The sequence below is a fragment of the Paenimyroides tangerinum genome (assembly GCF_003865405.1).
Classification (GTDB): domain Bacteria; phylum Bacteroidota; class Bacteroidia; order Flavobacteriales; family Flavobacteriaceae; genus Flavobacterium; species Flavobacterium tangerinum.
The window spans coordinates 48,172-62,906 of sequence record NZ_RQVQ01000011.1; the positions used below are offsets into that span (position 1 = coordinate 48,172).

14 protein-coding genes are annotated in these 14,735 nt (G+C 28.1%); 5 read left to right on the plus strand and 9 right to left on the minus strand.

Annotation, left to right across the window (positions count from 1 at the left end):
• Positions 1–45 precede the first annotated feature (45 nt).
• Together EG240_RS06330 and EG240_RS06335 are read left to right on the plus strand one after the other, a co-directional pair.
• On the plus strand, positions 46–684 hold the full coding sequence (locus EG240_RS06330; RefSeq protein WP_125018552.1) for a rhomboid family intramembrane serine protease: 639 nt from the start codon (positions 46–48) through the stop codon (positions 682–684).
• Positions 685–821: 137 nt separating this feature from the next.
• Entirely contained in the window at positions 822–3,398 is a 2,577-nt protein-coding gene (locus tag EG240_RS06335; RefSeq protein WP_125018553.1) for a T9SS type B sorting domain-containing protein, read from the plus strand.
• Positions 3,399–3,498: 100 nt separating this feature from the next.
• Here the strand turns inward: EG240_RS06335 and gap are convergent, their stop codons facing one another.
• From gap to EG240_RS06365, 6 genes are all read right to left on the minus strand, one after another.
• Positions 3,499–4,494, minus strand: a complete 996-nt coding sequence (gene gap / locus EG240_RS06340; protein ID WP_125018554.1) for a type I glyceraldehyde-3-phosphate dehydrogenase — start codon at positions 4,492–4,494, stop codon at positions 3,499–3,501.
• Positions 4,495–4,534: 40 nt separating this feature from the next.
• Complete coding sequence (gene lipA, locus EG240_RS06345) at positions 4,535–5,407, minus strand: lipoyl synthase (protein ID WP_125018555.1); 873 nt, start codon at positions 5,405–5,407, stop codon at positions 4,535–4,537.
• 221 nt (positions 5,408–5,628) lie between these two features.
• Complete coding sequence (locus EG240_RS06350; protein WP_125018556.1) at positions 5,629–6,900, minus strand: OmpA family protein; 1,272 nt, start codon at positions 6,898–6,900, stop codon at positions 5,629–5,631.
• Positions 6,901–7,485: 585 nt separating this feature from the next.
• Positions 7,486–8,832 carry an OmpA family protein gene (locus tag EG240_RS06355; protein WP_125018557.1) on the minus strand — a complete coding sequence of 449 codons (1,347 nt, stop codon included), beginning with the start codon at positions 8,830–8,832 and terminating at the stop codon, positions 7,486–7,488.
• A gap of 107 nt (positions 8,833–8,939) precedes the next feature.
• Entirely contained in the window at positions 8,940–9,227 is a 288-nt protein-coding gene (locus EG240_RS06360; protein WP_125018558.1) for a DUF3817 domain-containing protein, read from the minus strand.
• 29 nt (positions 9,228–9,256) lie between these two features.
• On the minus strand, positions 9,257–9,613 hold the full coding sequence (locus tag EG240_RS06365) for a hypothetical protein (RefSeq protein ID WP_125018559.1): 357 nt from the start codon (positions 9,611–9,613) through the stop codon (positions 9,257–9,259).
• 177 nt (positions 9,614–9,790) lie between these two features.
• Here EG240_RS06365 and EG240_RS06370 point away from each other — a divergent pair, with 177 nt between their 5' ends.
• From EG240_RS06370 to EG240_RS06380, 3 genes are all read left to right on the plus strand, one after another.
• The gene (locus tag EG240_RS06370; RefSeq protein WP_125018560.1) at positions 9,791–10,642 is read left to right on the plus strand and encodes a DMT family transporter; all 852 of its coding nucleotides are present in this window, start codon (positions 9,791–9,793) and stop codon (positions 10,640–10,642) included.
• Between the two features lies 1 nt (position 10,643).
• Complete coding sequence (locus EG240_RS06375) at positions 10,644–11,066, plus strand: NUDIX domain-containing protein (protein WP_125018561.1); 423 nt, start codon at positions 10,644–10,646, stop codon at positions 11,064–11,066.
• A gap of 207 nt (positions 11,067–11,273) precedes the next feature.
• Positions 11,274–11,738, plus strand: coding sequence for a thioredoxin family protein (locus EG240_RS06380; RefSeq protein WP_125018562.1), 465 nt, complete (start codon positions 11,274–11,276; stop codon positions 11,736–11,738).
• Positions 11,739–11,821: 83 nt separating this feature from the next.
• On the opposite strand, the gene EG240_RS06385 is transcribed toward EG240_RS06380, so the two are convergent.
• The 3 genes from EG240_RS06385 to EG240_RS06395 form a co-directional block, all read right to left on the minus strand.
• On the minus strand, positions 11,822–12,883 hold the full coding sequence (locus EG240_RS06385) for a nucleoid-associated protein (RefSeq protein ID WP_125018563.1): 1,062 nt from the start codon (positions 12,881–12,883) through the stop codon (positions 11,822–11,824).
• 81 nt (positions 12,884–12,964) lie between these two features.
• The gene (locus tag EG240_RS06390) at positions 12,965–13,513 is read right to left on the minus strand and encodes an IS1096 element passenger TnpR family protein (RefSeq protein WP_125018564.1); all 549 of its coding nucleotides are present in this window, start codon (positions 13,511–13,513) and stop codon (positions 12,965–12,967) included.
• A 351-nt stretch (positions 13,514–13,864) separates the two neighbouring features.
• Complete coding sequence (locus EG240_RS06395; protein WP_125018565.1) at positions 13,865–14,251, minus strand: carboxypeptidase regulatory-like domain-containing protein; 387 nt, start codon at positions 14,249–14,251, stop codon at positions 13,865–13,867.
• Positions 14,252–14,735: the final 484 nt, after the last annotated feature.

The following is a 14,735-nucleotide window of genomic DNA, read 5'->3' on the forward strand; positions in this document are numbered from 1 at the left end:
AAAAAAAATGGATTAATTACTATCTTCGTTTTTTTTAAAAATATTATGAGTGAAGTTTTAATTGCTATTATTGCAATCGTTTGTTTGGTTAGTTATAAAGGATTTAACGACCGTGTTTTTTTCGATAAATATAAATTTAATGTTGGTGCTATCCAAAGTGGTCAAAAATACAGAATGTTTACTTCTGCTTTTTTACATGGAGATATAAGTCATTTGATTTTTAATTTACTTACGTTATATTTTTTCGCACCAGTTGTCATTGGTTACTTCGGTTCAATTTCTTTTTTGATTGTTTATTTTATTAGTTTGGTATGTGGTAGTTTATTGAGTCTGAAAATTCACGAAAAGCAACCATATTATTCTGCAATCGGTGCTTCTGGAGCGATAACAGGAGTTTTATATGCAGCTATTTTATTAAATCCAGATGCGCAATTAGGATTGTTTTTTGTTATTCCAATGCCAGCCTATGTTTTTGGAATCGGTTATTTGTTATATTCGATTTATGGAATGAAACAACAAAATGATTTAATTGGTCACACTGCCCATTTTGGTGGTGCAATTGGAGGTTTATTATCAGTTTTGATTTTAGATTATCGAGTTTTGATAGTACATTATCAGATGGTGATTTTATTATTAATTCCAATTGTAATCTTATATGTTATGATTTCAAAAGGAAAAATTTAATTAATTTTCAACTTCTATATTAAAAGATTCTTCGGGATCTTTTTTTGTGTTTTTAATAAACTTTATTTGTTTTATATGAAACGTTTTGATTATAAAATTTAATTATTTACATTTATTTTATTAAAATAATATGTATTATGAAATTTTTATTAAGGGTAGTTTTTTTCTTAATTATTTGTATTCCTATTTTGGGTTATGCACAATATTACGATACACATCATATCGCTCCATCGCCTTGGCAATATTGGAGTCAAGCAAATGAAGTAGTGATTTCTACTACAGATTCAAATCCAGTTACAGTAACTCTAAAGAAAAGTGATGGTACATTGATCACAACTTTGACTGTTCTAGAATCAACTCCGCAATCTTATCGATTTACTGGTTCCCCAGCTTCATTAACTCGAAATCTTCTGAATCAAATTTATGATGATAGAGGTTTGATTATCGAAGCTTCAGCTCCAATTCTTGTAAATTATCGCAATATAGCTTCTGATGTTGCTGGTGCGACAACTTCTACAATTAAAGGAAATGCATCTTTATTAAGTTTTGGAGAAGAGGGTGAAGGTCTAGAATTTAGAGTTGGATATTATCGTTCTAATTTTAACGGGCTTTCTAATGGAACTTCTACAACTGGTGGACAGCCTGTTTATTCGGTTATGGCAATTGAAAATGCAACAACTGTAAATCTTCCCACAGGACCAATTACACTAAATCAAGGCCAAAGTTATCTATTCAATGCACCTATCGGAACATTGATTACCGCAGATAAAAAAGTAGTTATGGTTGTTGGTAGTTATGGTGATACTCCTCAAGCTTGCGGTGGAAGTGGACAAGATGGAACAGTTGATCAATTAGCTCCGGTTAGTTCATTAGGTGATAAATATATGATTGTTCGTGGAGCTGGAGCAGTCGGGACTGGAAATACGCATCCAGAACAAACAGTGGTTATTGCAACACAACCGAATACAACTTTTACTATTGAAAATTTTAGTAATACTGGAATTTCATTAGGAACTCCAACCTCAATTACACTAACAAATGCTGGCGATTTTCATAATTTTCATCACGGCGATACAAATACTCAGTTTTCTTCTTCTATGGTAATTTCGAATCAGCCAGTAAGTGTTATTTCTGGAACTGCTTACGGATGTGAAACTGATTTTTCGACTGTTCTTCCTATTGGTGGATGTACAGGTGCAACCGATATTCGAACTAGAAAATTTATAAATTATAATAATGTAGATTTAAATTTCTTCTCGTATATTATTATTGAAAGTGCCACAGAACCTGTTTTCTTAAACGGAAATAATATTGAAACATTGACAGGAAATAATCGTATTCAAATTGGAAATACGACTTTTTATTTAATTACATTCAATAATTTTAATATTGGTTCTTTAGGTTTAAATGGAAATATTTTATTAAATTCAAATCTACCACTAACAGTAAGTATTGTTCAACAAGAAGAAAATGTGTCCTCAATGTCTGCTTTCTTTTCATCTTTTGGAGAAGCAGCAATTGCACCTTTACTTTCTGTTACCAATCCAGATTGTTCTGTGACTTTAGAAGCGACAGAAGATATGTTGGAATATGAATGGTTCTTAAATGGAAATTCAATCGGAATAACAACTGTTAATACAAAAACGGTTTCTGAATCAGGAGATTATTCAGTAAAAGTAAAGAAAAATTGCGGCTGGACTCGTGTTTCAAAAGCAACAACAATTGAAGTTGAACCATGTAATGATTTATCAATAACAAAAGTTGTGGAATCTGAAGATGGTTTACAAGCTATTTTTAAAATTGTTGTGACCAATAATAATCCTCATTATGATGATCCAAATGTCATTGTTTCTGATTTACTACCTTCTGGATATTCTTTCGTAAGTTATATTGCAACTCAAGGAATTTATAACAGTAATACAGGTAATTGGAATGTCGGTGTTCTACAAGCTTTACAATCGGCTGAAATATCAATAACTGTTGGTGTAAACTCGGATGGAAATTATAAAAATATTGCAACAGTTTCAGGTCAAAATCCAGATCCAGATTCTAATAATAATTCAGATTTTGCAGAGATTGAAAAGAAATTTGCAGATTTGGATGCGACAAAAACAGATGGTGTTAGTTATTATCAAACAGGACAAGAATTGAACTATGTAATAACTGTTGTAAATAAAGGTCCAGCAGTTGCATACGATGTTAAAGTAAGCGATCCAATGCCTTTTGGAGTAACAAATATGAGTTGGTCTAGTTCTATTAACACCAACGGAACAGGTAACTTAGTTGATATTATTCCTCAATTAAATGTTGGAAATACGGTAGTTTATAATGTAAAATTAACTGTTCCAAAATCTCAAGTAGGCGATTTTGTTAATATTGTTGAGATAACATCAGATCATACATTTGATCCAGTTGAAGCTTGTACAGCTTGTGTTGACATTGATAGACAAGAGATTTATATTCCAAAAGGAATTTCTCCTAACGGAGATAATATCAATGATTTTCTAGATCTTGAATATTATCATGTTGCCAAAATTTCGATATTTAATCGTTACGGATCTACGGTTTATTCAAAAACAGATTACAAAAATGAGTGGCACGGTCAATCAAATAATGGAAAAGCACTTCCATCAGGAACCTATTTCTACGCGATTTACATTATAGATGGAACTCAATTTACAGGTTATATTCAACTTGTAAATGAGGTGAAATAAAAACAATATTGAAATTTAACTATAAAAGATGTTTTTAATGAAAAAAGAGAGTAAAAATAAATTTTTACTCTCTTTTTTGTAAACACAATTACAAAGTTTTTTATGTTCTCATTTTTTCTATTAAATTAATAAGACGTGATGAATATCCAATTTCGTTGTCATACCATCCAACGATTTTAACCATTCTGTCTAAAACGGAAGTCAATTGCGCATCAAACAAACAAGAATGTGTATTACCAACAACATCAATTGAAACAATTGGATCTTCAGTATATTCCAAAATTCCTTTCAATTCATTTTCGGATGCTTTTTTGAAAGCTTCATTGATTTCTTCAACAGTTACATCTCTATTTACGTAACAAGTAATATCTGTAAGCGAACCATTAGGAACAGGAACTCGAATTCCACCTCCGCCAATTCTACCTTCATATTCTGGGAAAATTTTGGTCAATGCTTTGGCAGCTCCAGTTGTAGTTGGAATCATAGATTGTGCAGCGCCTCTTGCTCTACGTAAATCTTTATGTGGCTGATCGTGTAAACTTTGATCCGTAGTATAGGAGTGAACTGTTGTTATAAAAGCTTTATCTAAACCACAAAGTTCCTTTATGATTTTAATCATCGAAGCGGCATTGTTTGTTGTGCAAGTTGCATTCGAAACAATCAATTCGGTTCCGTCTAAAATAGAATCATTAACTCCTAAAACAATAGTTTTGATAAGATTGTCTTCTGGAGATACTGAAAGAATGACTTTTTTAGCTCCGTTATTTATATGATTTTGAAGAAGTTCAGTAGTTTTATGTTTACCTGTACTTTCAATCACGAAATCAATATTTAAGTCATTCCAATTTAAATTTGAAATTTCTTTTTCGTGAAAGAAAACGATTTTTTTATTGTTTATTATTATATGATTTTCATCAAAAGATATTTCTTCAGATAACTTTCCATGAATACTATCATATTTTAATAAGTGAGCCATCGTTTTATTATCAGCCAAATCATTAATCGCTACAACTTCAATTGTAGGATGATTTATTAATAAACGGAATAAATTTCTTCCGATTCTTCCGAAACCGTTAATTGCAATTCTTGTTTTCATTAGCTAAAAAAATGAGGTCGCTCCAAAGAACGACCATAAATTATAAAATATGTTTTTGAGCTTTGTATGATGAACGAACTAAAGCACCACTTTCAACGTGTCTAAATCCAAGTTCTAAACCAATTTGCTCGTATTTTTTGAATTGTTCTGGAGTAATAAACTCTTTAACGGGTAAATGTTTTTTACTAGGTTGTAAATATTGACCAATTGTTAAGACATCTAAATTTACAGCTTTTAAATCATGCATAGTTTGGATAACTTCTTCTTCAGTTTCTCCCAATCCAAGCATAATTCCTGTTTTTGTACGATTAGCTCCATTCGCTTTTAAATAACGAAGAACCTCTAAACTACGATCATATTTTGCTTGAATACGAACTTCACGAGTTAAACGACGAACCGTTTCCATATTATGAGAAATCACTTCTGGATTAACTTCTAAAATTCGATCAATGTTTCTTTCGATACCTTGAAAGTCAGGAATTAAAGTTTCTAGAGTAGTGGTAGGATTCATTCTGCGGACAGCTTTTATAGTTTCTGCCCAAATAATTGACCCACCATCCTTTAAATCATCTCTATCCACACTTGTTAAAACAGCGTGTTTGATATTCATTAACTTTATAGAACGAGCAACTTTTTCTGGTTCGTCCCAATCAACAGTTTCTGGACGTCCAGTTTTTACACCGCAGAAACCACATGAACGTGTACAAATATTTCCTAAAATCATAAATGTTGCAGTTCCTTCACCCCAACATTCACCCATATTTGGACAACTTCCAGATGTACAAATGGTATTTAATTTATATTTGTCAACCAAACCTCTCAGTTCGGTATATTTTTTTCCAGTTGGTAATTTAACGCGTAACCATTTAGGTTTTCCTTGCGTTGGTTTATTTGAGTCTAAAACTGTTTCCATGCTAAAGATTTCTATCTCCAACAAAGATAATGATTATTAATGTTTTGATTATGATAAAAAAAAATAATTGTGATTAATCATAAAAATATTCATTATTTATTTGAAACCTGCAATAAAAAGTAATTTCACAATTATTATAAGACATTTTACCACACAAATTTTTGCTGATTTTTTACATAAAAAAAACGTGAAATCATTAATTTCACGTTTTTAAGTTTTAATTATTTTATTAAAATAATCTCAGTTCTACGATTGTTAGCTCTTCCTTGAGCAGTTTTGTTTGTATCAATTGGATCTGCAGAACCATAGCCTTTAGCCACTAATCTATCAGATTTAATACCATTTTTAACCAAGTAATCTTTTACAGCATTCGCTCTTGCATCCGATAATGGCAAGTTGATACTTGTGCTACCTGTACTATCGGTATAACCTTTTATGTAAAATTTAGAATTAGGGAATTCTTTCATTTTTTTAATAATACCATCTAACACAACGTAAGATTGAGTTTGGAAAGTTGATTGATTAGTATTAAATAAAATTGTTTTAGCATATCCATTTAATACATCAATATCTTTTTTCTCCATTTGTGGACATCCGTTATTAGATCTAGGACCAGCTAATTCTGGACATTCGTCTAAATGATCTGGAACACCATCTTTATCTTTATCTGGCCATGGACAACCATGGTTATCTACTGCTCCCGGTACATTAATACATTTATCTAAATAATCAGGTGTTCCATCATTGTCAGAATCTTTCATTTTATCATCAACGTCTGTTAATTTAGTTTGAATTTCTTCTAATTCATTATGGATTTCATCTAAATTTACAGCAGCTGGGGTACTTACATACCAATCTGCATGTTCTTTAGCACCGCCAAGATAAAACGATAAACCTAATGTTGCGTTGTATAAAGTACCTTCAAAAGTTCTTAATTTTTTAACTCCATCAGTACGTCCATCGAATGTCCAATCTTGTTCAATGTTTTTAATCATTGTAAAGTCGGCGTTTAAAGCTACACGTTTGCCTAGTTTAATTTGCCCTGTTAAACCAGCCATAACATTACCCATTTCGTCAGTACCTTTAAAGTAATCATTTGTCATCCAACTATAACCAAATCCAGCATGAGCTTGTAGATTAAAAACTCGAGTCCAATCTTCAAAGTTCATTATTCGCCCTAGATTTGCTACTCCTTGAATATTGGTTCTATAATATTTGGTTTTGAAATCTAAAGAATTTTTCCCATTCTTCATGTCATCATACCCAAAATCAACTTTTAAACCAAATTTGTTATTAAACATGTAACGAACTCCTGCATCAACATGGTAAAAACTTTCGAAAGTTTCTGAATAATAACCAGGAGTCATTGGTTTAGCAGGTTTAGTTAAACCTCCATTAAAATCAAGAGACCATTTATTATATGGTTTTTCTTGCGCGTTAATATTGCTCGTTGCTATTGCAACAAGAAATAAAGATAATACAATTTTTTTCATACTTTTTTTTCTAAATTAAATTCAAGAACAACAACAAACTTGAATTATTTATCAAAAGTACTTAAATTTTAACAAAAAACAATTGTCTTTTTAATTTTAAAAACGTATTAAAAATTCATTTTTTGTAATTTGAATTTATTGGTTCAAAGAATTTAGAAATTAAAAGTGTTAAATTTTATAAAAATAGTAAAAAATTATAATGCTTTTAAAAAATATAGATAAATTTTCTAAATCAAAAAATATGCCGTTTTTTTATTTAATTCCATTATTTTTTATCTTTTTTTTAAAAACTATTAAATAAAAAAATAAGCTTTAATTCATTGATTTCTAAAATTTAATTTATTAATTGCTATTAAATAAAAAATCAAGTTTTTAATCTGATGTCTTATTCTGTTTTCTCAAATCTTAGATATCTATAAAAGGAATTAAAAAAAACTAGTATAAATGAATTTAAAACCAAGGAATACAAGGTTTAACTATATAAAAAAATGCGATTTGAAATTTAATTTCAAATCGCATTTTATATCTAATATACTTTAATAAAATTCAACAAATTTTGATATTTAAAATATCTTTTGAAAAATATTATTTTAAAATAATTTCTGTTCTTCTATTATTAGCTCTTCCTGCAGCAGTTTTATTAGAATCTATTGGATCAGCAGAACCGAATCCTTTTGCAGTTAATCTATCAGCTTTAATTCCGTTTTTAACTAAGTAATTTTTTACTGCATTTGCACGAGCATCAGATAAAGGAATGTTGATTTTATCATTTCCTGTATTATCTGTATATCCGTAAATGTTGAATTTAGTATTTGGAAACTCAGTCATTTTCTTTACAATATTGTCTAATACTAAGAAAGATTGTGTTTGAAAAGTTGATTGATTTGTGTTAAATAAAATAGTTCTTGCGTAAGAATTCATTTGTTCAACATCTTTCTTTTCCATTACAGGACATCCATGATTAGATTTTGGACCTGCTACATCTGGACATTGGTCTAAATGATCAGGAGTTCCATCTTTATCAGCATCTGGCCATGGACAACCTCTGTTTTCAATTGGTCCAGGTACATTAATACAGTTGTCTAAATAATCTGGAGTTCCATCGTTATCAGTATCTCTTAATTTTTCTTCAAGAGTGTTGTATTTATTTTGAATTTCCTCTAATTCATTTTGAATTTCCAATACTTCAGTATTTTCTTCATCTTTAGCCACATACCAATCAGCATGAGTAGACTTGTTTCCTAAATAAAATGTAACACCAATTGTTGTGTTTAACATTGGGTTTAAATGTTTTAGAAATTTTTGAGAAGGATCTGGAACAGATATATCAACATTTCCTGTTTGACCATCTACATTAACTGTACCAGAAGCATTTAAATTATTATTTGGTCTAACAGAACCATCCCAAGTATATGCTTGTTTAAAGTTGTTAATTGCTGTAACATCAAGAGTTAAAGCAATTCTATTACTTAAACGAATCTGAGGAGTAACACCCACCATTATATTTACAGCATTATCATTTCTATCAGGAAAGTTACCGTAGTTAAATGTAGTGTATCCAGCACCAGCATGTAATAAAATACCAATAGTATTAGTCCATTCTTCAAAAGATAAAACTCTACCAACGTTGATGATACCTTCTAAATTATATCTATAAATATCAGTTTTAAATGATTTTGAATGATCACCATTTTTTAAGTTATCATAACCAAAGCTTGCTTTTAAACCAAATTTACTGTTTACCATGAAACGTACACCTGCATTGGTATGTAAAAAATTAAATGGAGCATTATAACCCTCACCCCAATTATGTAATGCTTTATTAGCACCACCATTCAATTCAACAGACCATTTATTGTATTCTGAAGTTTGAGCAGTAACTGAATTATTTGCAATAAATAAAGTTAATAATGGTAATAATAATTTTTTCATAAATACTTTTTTAAATTATTTAGATTTTTGTTTTTATTAATCAAATTCAGATTAATATCGCAAAAATAAGTTTTTATTTAGAAAAAACAACTATTACAGATGTTAATTTATTTCATTTGCTCAATCCAATACTTTTCAGAATAGAATGTACCAAAGGGTAGGACAGAAGCTATTAGTATTAAAAATGTCTTTTTTAAAGACCATTTTAGTTCAATTGCAAGAAAAATAGCTAAAACGACATACAATACAAATAAAAGTCCATGAGCCATACCTAGAGGAAATAAAATTTGTTTATATAATTCTAGGTTATTAGATTTTATGACAAACATATTAAAGAATAAACATAAATATGATATTCCTTCTAAATATGCGATTATTTTAAAAAACTTTTTCATAGTATCAAAAAAAGAGTTTTAGTAATTAACTAAAACTCTAGCATTAATTTATTATAATCTTTTAAATCTAAAATATTGTGTTTATTTTCTAAATCTAGCATTAAAGACAATAAATAGTTTAAACTTTCTGTATTTGTAGAACCAAATTCATTGATTTCATTTTCATCAACAGGTTCATCTGAAGGAATTTGAATTAAAAAATCATTATTTTTTTCAATGTGTTCGTAAGCTAAACGCAAAGCCTTAACAACAACCGGATTTTCTTCTAATAAAGCAAATTCTCTAAGTTTTTTCAATTCAGGTATGATTGTATTTGCATCAATTCCTTTAGAAATAATTTCCCCTTGAATTTGTTTGATTAATTTTTGTGCATTTGAATTTTCCACTGTGTATCTATTTATATCAATTTGTTGCAAAAGTATGTTTATTATACTTTATAGCATAATCTTTTTTTACTTTTCTTTATAAAAAAATATTGACCTATAATATATATTATGTAAAATAGAAATTTATTTTCATCTTTCATTTTTCTAGTTTACATTTGATTCTTTAAAATAATTATAATGATATATTTATTGATAAGTATTTTTTGTAGCGTTTTTGTTGGAATTTTATTTAAAAAAACAAAACCTAGTTTCTCTGAAGGTTTTACTATGATTACTTTAAACTATTTAGTTTCAATCTTTCTGTGTTACAGTTTATTTGATATTAACATTTCAAGCTTTAATTTAAATTATTCAATATTAATTCCTTTGATAATATTAATGCCAACAGTTTTCTATATTTTAAATTTATCTATCAATAAATCTGGAATAATCAAAACTGATATTGCTCAAAGAATATCTTTAATAATTCCAATTTCTGCTTCTTTTTTGATTTTTGGAGAATCAATTTCTTTATTTAAATGGATTGGAATTATATTAGGTTTTACTTCTGTAATTCTAATGCTTTATAAATCAAACCAAACTGTAAAATCAAATTCAATTTATTTAGGATTTGTTTTTTTAGGTTATGGAATTATTGATGTACTTTTCAAGCAAATAGCCATTCAAAAAACTCAACCATTCACAACTTATCTTTTTTTTATTTTTATTGGTTGTTTTTTTACTTCACTTATAGTTTCGATTTTTATAAAAAAAACAAAGTTTGAAATAAACAAAAAAATATTTTTATATGGTTTAATTTTAGGCTGTTTAAATTTTTTAAATATTTACTTTTATTTGAATGCTCATAAAATATATAACGATCAACCGTCAACTGTTTTTGCAGTTATGAATTTTGGTGTCATTTCATTAGCTACAGTTTTAGGCGTATTCATATTCAAAGAAAAATTATCAAAAAAGAATATTATTGGAATTATTTTAGCTGTTTTTGCTATTATATTTGTTTTATATTCTCAATATAAAAACATATAATATGTACATTTCAAAAATATTTGTAACAGTAGATAATGTTGTAATTCGTAAAGTTGATAACCAATTTGAAATTCTTTTAATAAAACGACTAAAAGAACCTTTTATGGATTGTTGGGCTTTACCTGGTGGTTTTGTTGATGAAAATGAAGATTTAGTAACAGCTGCTAAACGCGAATTACTTGAAGAAACTTCTATACAAGTAAATGATGTTTTGCAAATTGGTGCTTACGGTAAACCGTTTCGAGACCCAAGAAGTCATGTAGTTAGTATCGCATTTTATGCAGAAGTTGATAAAGATGTTATTGCTAAAGCAGCAGATGATGCTAAAGATGTTAACTGGTTTAAAATAAACAACTTACCTCCCACTGCTTTTGATCATAATGAGATAATAAGCGATGCGATTTTAAAATTCAATCTTTTTTAATTTTGAACAAAATCATTTTTATTGATAGAAAATTAAAACGAATTATTAATCAGAACAAATCTTACTAATAATTCAGTATAATTTTTTATTTTAAACAAAAAAACTATTTATAATGAGTAATTTTTTTAAATGTAACTTGAATTCTTAATAAATATGTTTTTTGTTAGGAATTTTTTATATATTTATCTTTAAAAAATATCAAATGTTATGAAAGCAAAAATTGTTATAGCTCTATTTTTATTAGTTGCTTCGTTTTCAAATGCACAAGAATTAGTTTGGCATACCGATGCAAATAAAGCAATTACCGAGTCTAATAAATCTAAAAAACCCTTAATGCTTTTTTTTACAGGAAGTGATTGGTGTGGTTGGTGTATTCGATTACAACAAGAAGTATTTACTCAACCCGATTTTAAAAAATGGGCAAAAGACAATGTTGTTTTATTGGAATTAGATTTCCCAAGAAGAACTGCTCAAGATGATAAACTTAAAATTCAGAATGCTCAAATTTTACAAGTTTTTGGTGTTCGCGGTTATCCAACTATTTGGTTTGTAAATGCACAATTAGAAAACGAGAAAATTAATTTTTCGCAACTAGGCAGTGTTGGATATGTTGCAGGTGGTCCTGAAAAATGGGTTGAATCTGCTAAAACTATTTTAGCTAATAAAAAGTGATTTTTATATTTGATTTAAGGTGATTGATATAAAAAGGAGTAGAAATAAATTTTCGACTCCTTTTTTGTTTCTATTAAGATAAATTAATTCGATTTTTGTTCTTTGTTGAAATAAACCAAGTAATAATACATTTGTTTTTCTTCATCCCAACCTTTTTCGATAAATTTTTCTGCAGATTCTGCATTGATAAAATCTAATTTAATTTGAACATTTGTGTCTAAATTAATTACATTTTTAATTTTTTTACGTGCATCCGAAACTGCATTGTTTGCAATCGGGAAGTTAGTTGTATCTTCAATCGAATACTTTTCTCCACGATCTACTTTATAGTTTTTGAATTCGGCTTGTAAATCTGGATTATCAATAACTTCGTTTAAGAAATTCGTTTCCTCAAATTCATCGTTCTTCGCAAAATAATTAACCGAACGATTCATAAACATCACTTCTTCTTTTTTATCTTCTGCAGGTAAAACCACATCTTTTGCGAAGTCTTGAACAAATTTTAAATATTTTTTGGTCATGAAATTTTCATCCTGAAAAGCATCAACACATAAAAAATGTTCTAACCAATAACGTGCATCGTAGCGGTTGCTATCGATTGTTAGGATTTTATAACCTTCTTCTTTTTTGTAATTGAAAATCAAACAACCTTTATCTAATTTACTTAAATTAATTCCTTGTTGAAGTATCATTTCAAGGTTTGAACCGTTTTCTTCGAATTGTAAAAAATCTGCTTTTATCTCACTTTTGAAAATCCCAATAGCATCAACCACATTATTATCGATTGAAACATTGGTTAAATGAGCAACATAAACTTCTCCGTTTTTGATATGCGGATGGTTAGATTGATCAAATAAATGCTTGGTTATTTTTTTAGAAATTTCGTGTGAATTGCTCGGATTGTTGAATAATTCTGTTGCAAAATTATACATTTCATTATAATCTAAATCTACATCATGTGTAAATTGAAAGTAATTCTCTTCTTTCTCACGAAACGATTTAAAGAAATAATCTTTCAATAATGGCATGATTTCATCATTCACAGTAAACGTGTTTTCTGATAAAAATATAGCTTCATTTCTACTTTTGTTTCCCACACGATGAATCGATAAAGATTCGATTTGTGTATTGAATAAATTGATCATTGCGATTTTTTTTTTGCTAAATTATTATGTTAAAAAAAGAAAACCTTTTGAGTTTTCTTAATGTTTGATTTTGTTATAATATTAATATAAATTATCATCGTATCCGTTTTCAGAATAATTTTCATCTCCTTCAAACATATCAAAATCTTCTTCATCGTAGTCGTCATCGAAATCACCAAACATATCATCGTTAGATATTGGAGCATTGAAATCCTTAACTGGAGCTTCTGCTGGTAAAACACCATGCGCAAATAATAGAGCAGGAAGTTCTGTTTCTTCCGATTCATCATTTTTTTCAACTGCGGCTAATTCAACAAAGAAAGTCCACATATTAAATGGATCGTAAACATATAAAATCTTTGTTTGATTTTCGTATAAAATTTCAGACAGAATAATATCTGCCATCGTTTTTTGCTCACCAGGAACATCACCCATATCAAATAAAGGAATTTCTTCATCTTGAATCCAATCTTCATCACAAGTGAAAAACGAACCACCTTCTGAACCATCGAATCCAAATGCATTTACTAAAGCATTGTGTAAATCTTCTAATGTATTGTCATCAGAAATGGCGATGTCTCTAAAAATATCTTCTTCAGCGTCTAAAATCGCTCTGAATTTATAAATCATAATTGTCAATATTTGATGTTACAAATGTATTATTTTAAAATGTTAAAACTATTTTTTTAAAAGTGAATTTATAAACAATTTAATTAGTTGAAAATTAAATTAGATTGATTTTGAATTTAAATAATCATTAGTTTTTGTAATGAAATTGTCTTTCTCGTTTGATTTGATTATTATAGAACTTACTGCTGTTGTACTAAAATGATTTCGACTTTACAAAGGATGCATTATTTTATTATGTTTTAGAAAGAGAAAATACGTCAAAGTAACCCCAACAAATACCCGTTTAAAAATAAAAAATGGTCAAAATTTCTTCTGACCATTTAAAAATTGAATAAAATAAAATCTTAAATATTATCTTTTAACTAGTATAATCATTTCTTCTAAAATGGTAATATGAGTATCTAAAGAAATATTTCCGAAATCAAAAGTTGAGGCATTAACTAAATTTATAGTTTTGTTTACAGTGTTGTAAGCAACGTTTTCAATACTTAAACTTAATAATCGGTTTGGTAAATTTTTTAAAGTAAATGAACCATCTTCTTCAACAGTAGTTTGTGCAATAACTTTTCCATTTTCAGAAACTGTAACTAATGCATTATCTATAACTTCACTACTTGTATTTTCGACTAATTTTCCCGATAAATTACATCCTTCATTTTTATTTTGCTGGCTAGAATAAATTGTTGAACCAATTAAAGTCAACATCGAGAACATAAATAAGTAAACTGCTTTTTTCATAATTTCTTTTTTTTAAATAATAATTTTTTTATGCTTTTATATTTTTTTTAAATCTTAAAGCAAGAATTAATTCATATACATCCTAAAAATAAATTGAATCTACTTTAATTTTAGAAAATCAAACCGAATTAATATCTCATTTAACAATTAGTAAACGAAACTATTTTTTTGTTACACTTAATTAGGATTTTTTTAAATAAAATTTACAATATAAAAAACAATTATTCGAAATTAGATTTTACTTATAAAACGAAACCTTTAAAACGTATGATTCTATATAAGAAAAAGAGATTTGTTTTTTTGTGAAATCATGATTTATCAAGATTGAAAAAGTAAAATAAATATACCTGAATTTTATATTAATATTTTCAATAAATTAGCATAACCAACTTAAATCAAACCACATAAAATGAAAAACATTTCCACTATTTGTGTTATTAAATACACACAAAACATTTTGTTTTCGCGAATTCATGCGTAAAAT

Excerpts from the sequence above, each read along its gene's own strand:
- EG240_RS06380 (WP_125018562.1), top strand. The coding sequence starts at position 11,274 with ATGAAAGCAAAAATTGTTATAGCTCTATTTTTATTAGTTGCTTCGTTT.
- EG240_RS06335 (WP_125018553.1), top strand. The coding sequence starts at position 822 with ATGAAATTTTTATTAAGGGTAGTTTTTTTCTTAATTATTTGTATTCCT.
- EG240_RS06355 (WP_125018557.1), bottom strand. The coding sequence starts at position 8,832 with ATGAAAAAATTATTATTACCATTATTAACTTTATTTATTGCAAATAAT.
- EG240_RS06350 (WP_125018556.1), bottom strand. The coding sequence starts at position 6,900 with ATGAAAAAAATTGTATTATCTTTATTTCTTGTTGCAATAGCAACGAGC.
- gap (WP_125018554.1), bottom strand. The coding sequence starts at position 4,494 with ATGAAAACAAGAATTGCAATTAACGGTTTCGGAAGAATCGGAAGAAAT.
- EG240_RS06385 (WP_125018563.1), bottom strand. The coding sequence starts at position 12,883 with ATGATCAATTTATTCAATACACAAATCGAATCTTTATCGATTCATCGT.
- EG240_RS06360 (WP_125018558.1), bottom strand. The coding sequence starts at position 9,227 with ATGAAAAAGTTTTTTAAAATAATCGCATATTTAGAAGGAATATCATAT.
- EG240_RS06395 (WP_125018565.1), bottom strand. The coding sequence starts at position 14,251 with ATGAAAAAAGCAGTTTACTTATTTATGTTCTCGATGTTGACTTTAATT.
- EG240_RS06370 (WP_125018560.1), top strand. The coding sequence starts at position 9,791 with ATGATATATTTATTGATAAGTATTTTTTGTAGCGTTTTTGTTGGAATT.
- EG240_RS06375 (WP_125018561.1), top strand. The coding sequence starts at position 10,644 with ATGTACATTTCAAAAATATTTGTAACAGTAGATAATGTTGTAATTCGT.
- EG240_RS06330 (WP_125018552.1), top strand. The coding sequence starts at position 46 with ATGAGTGAAGTTTTAATTGCTATTATTGCAATCGTTTGTTTGGTTAGT.
- lipA (WP_125018555.1), bottom strand. The coding sequence starts at position 5,407 with ATGGAAACAGTTTTAGACTCAAATAAACCAACGCAAGGAAAACCTAAA.
- EG240_RS06390 (WP_125018564.1), bottom strand. The coding sequence starts at position 13,513 with ATGATTTATAAATTCAGAGCGATTTTAGACGCTGAAGAAGATATTTTT.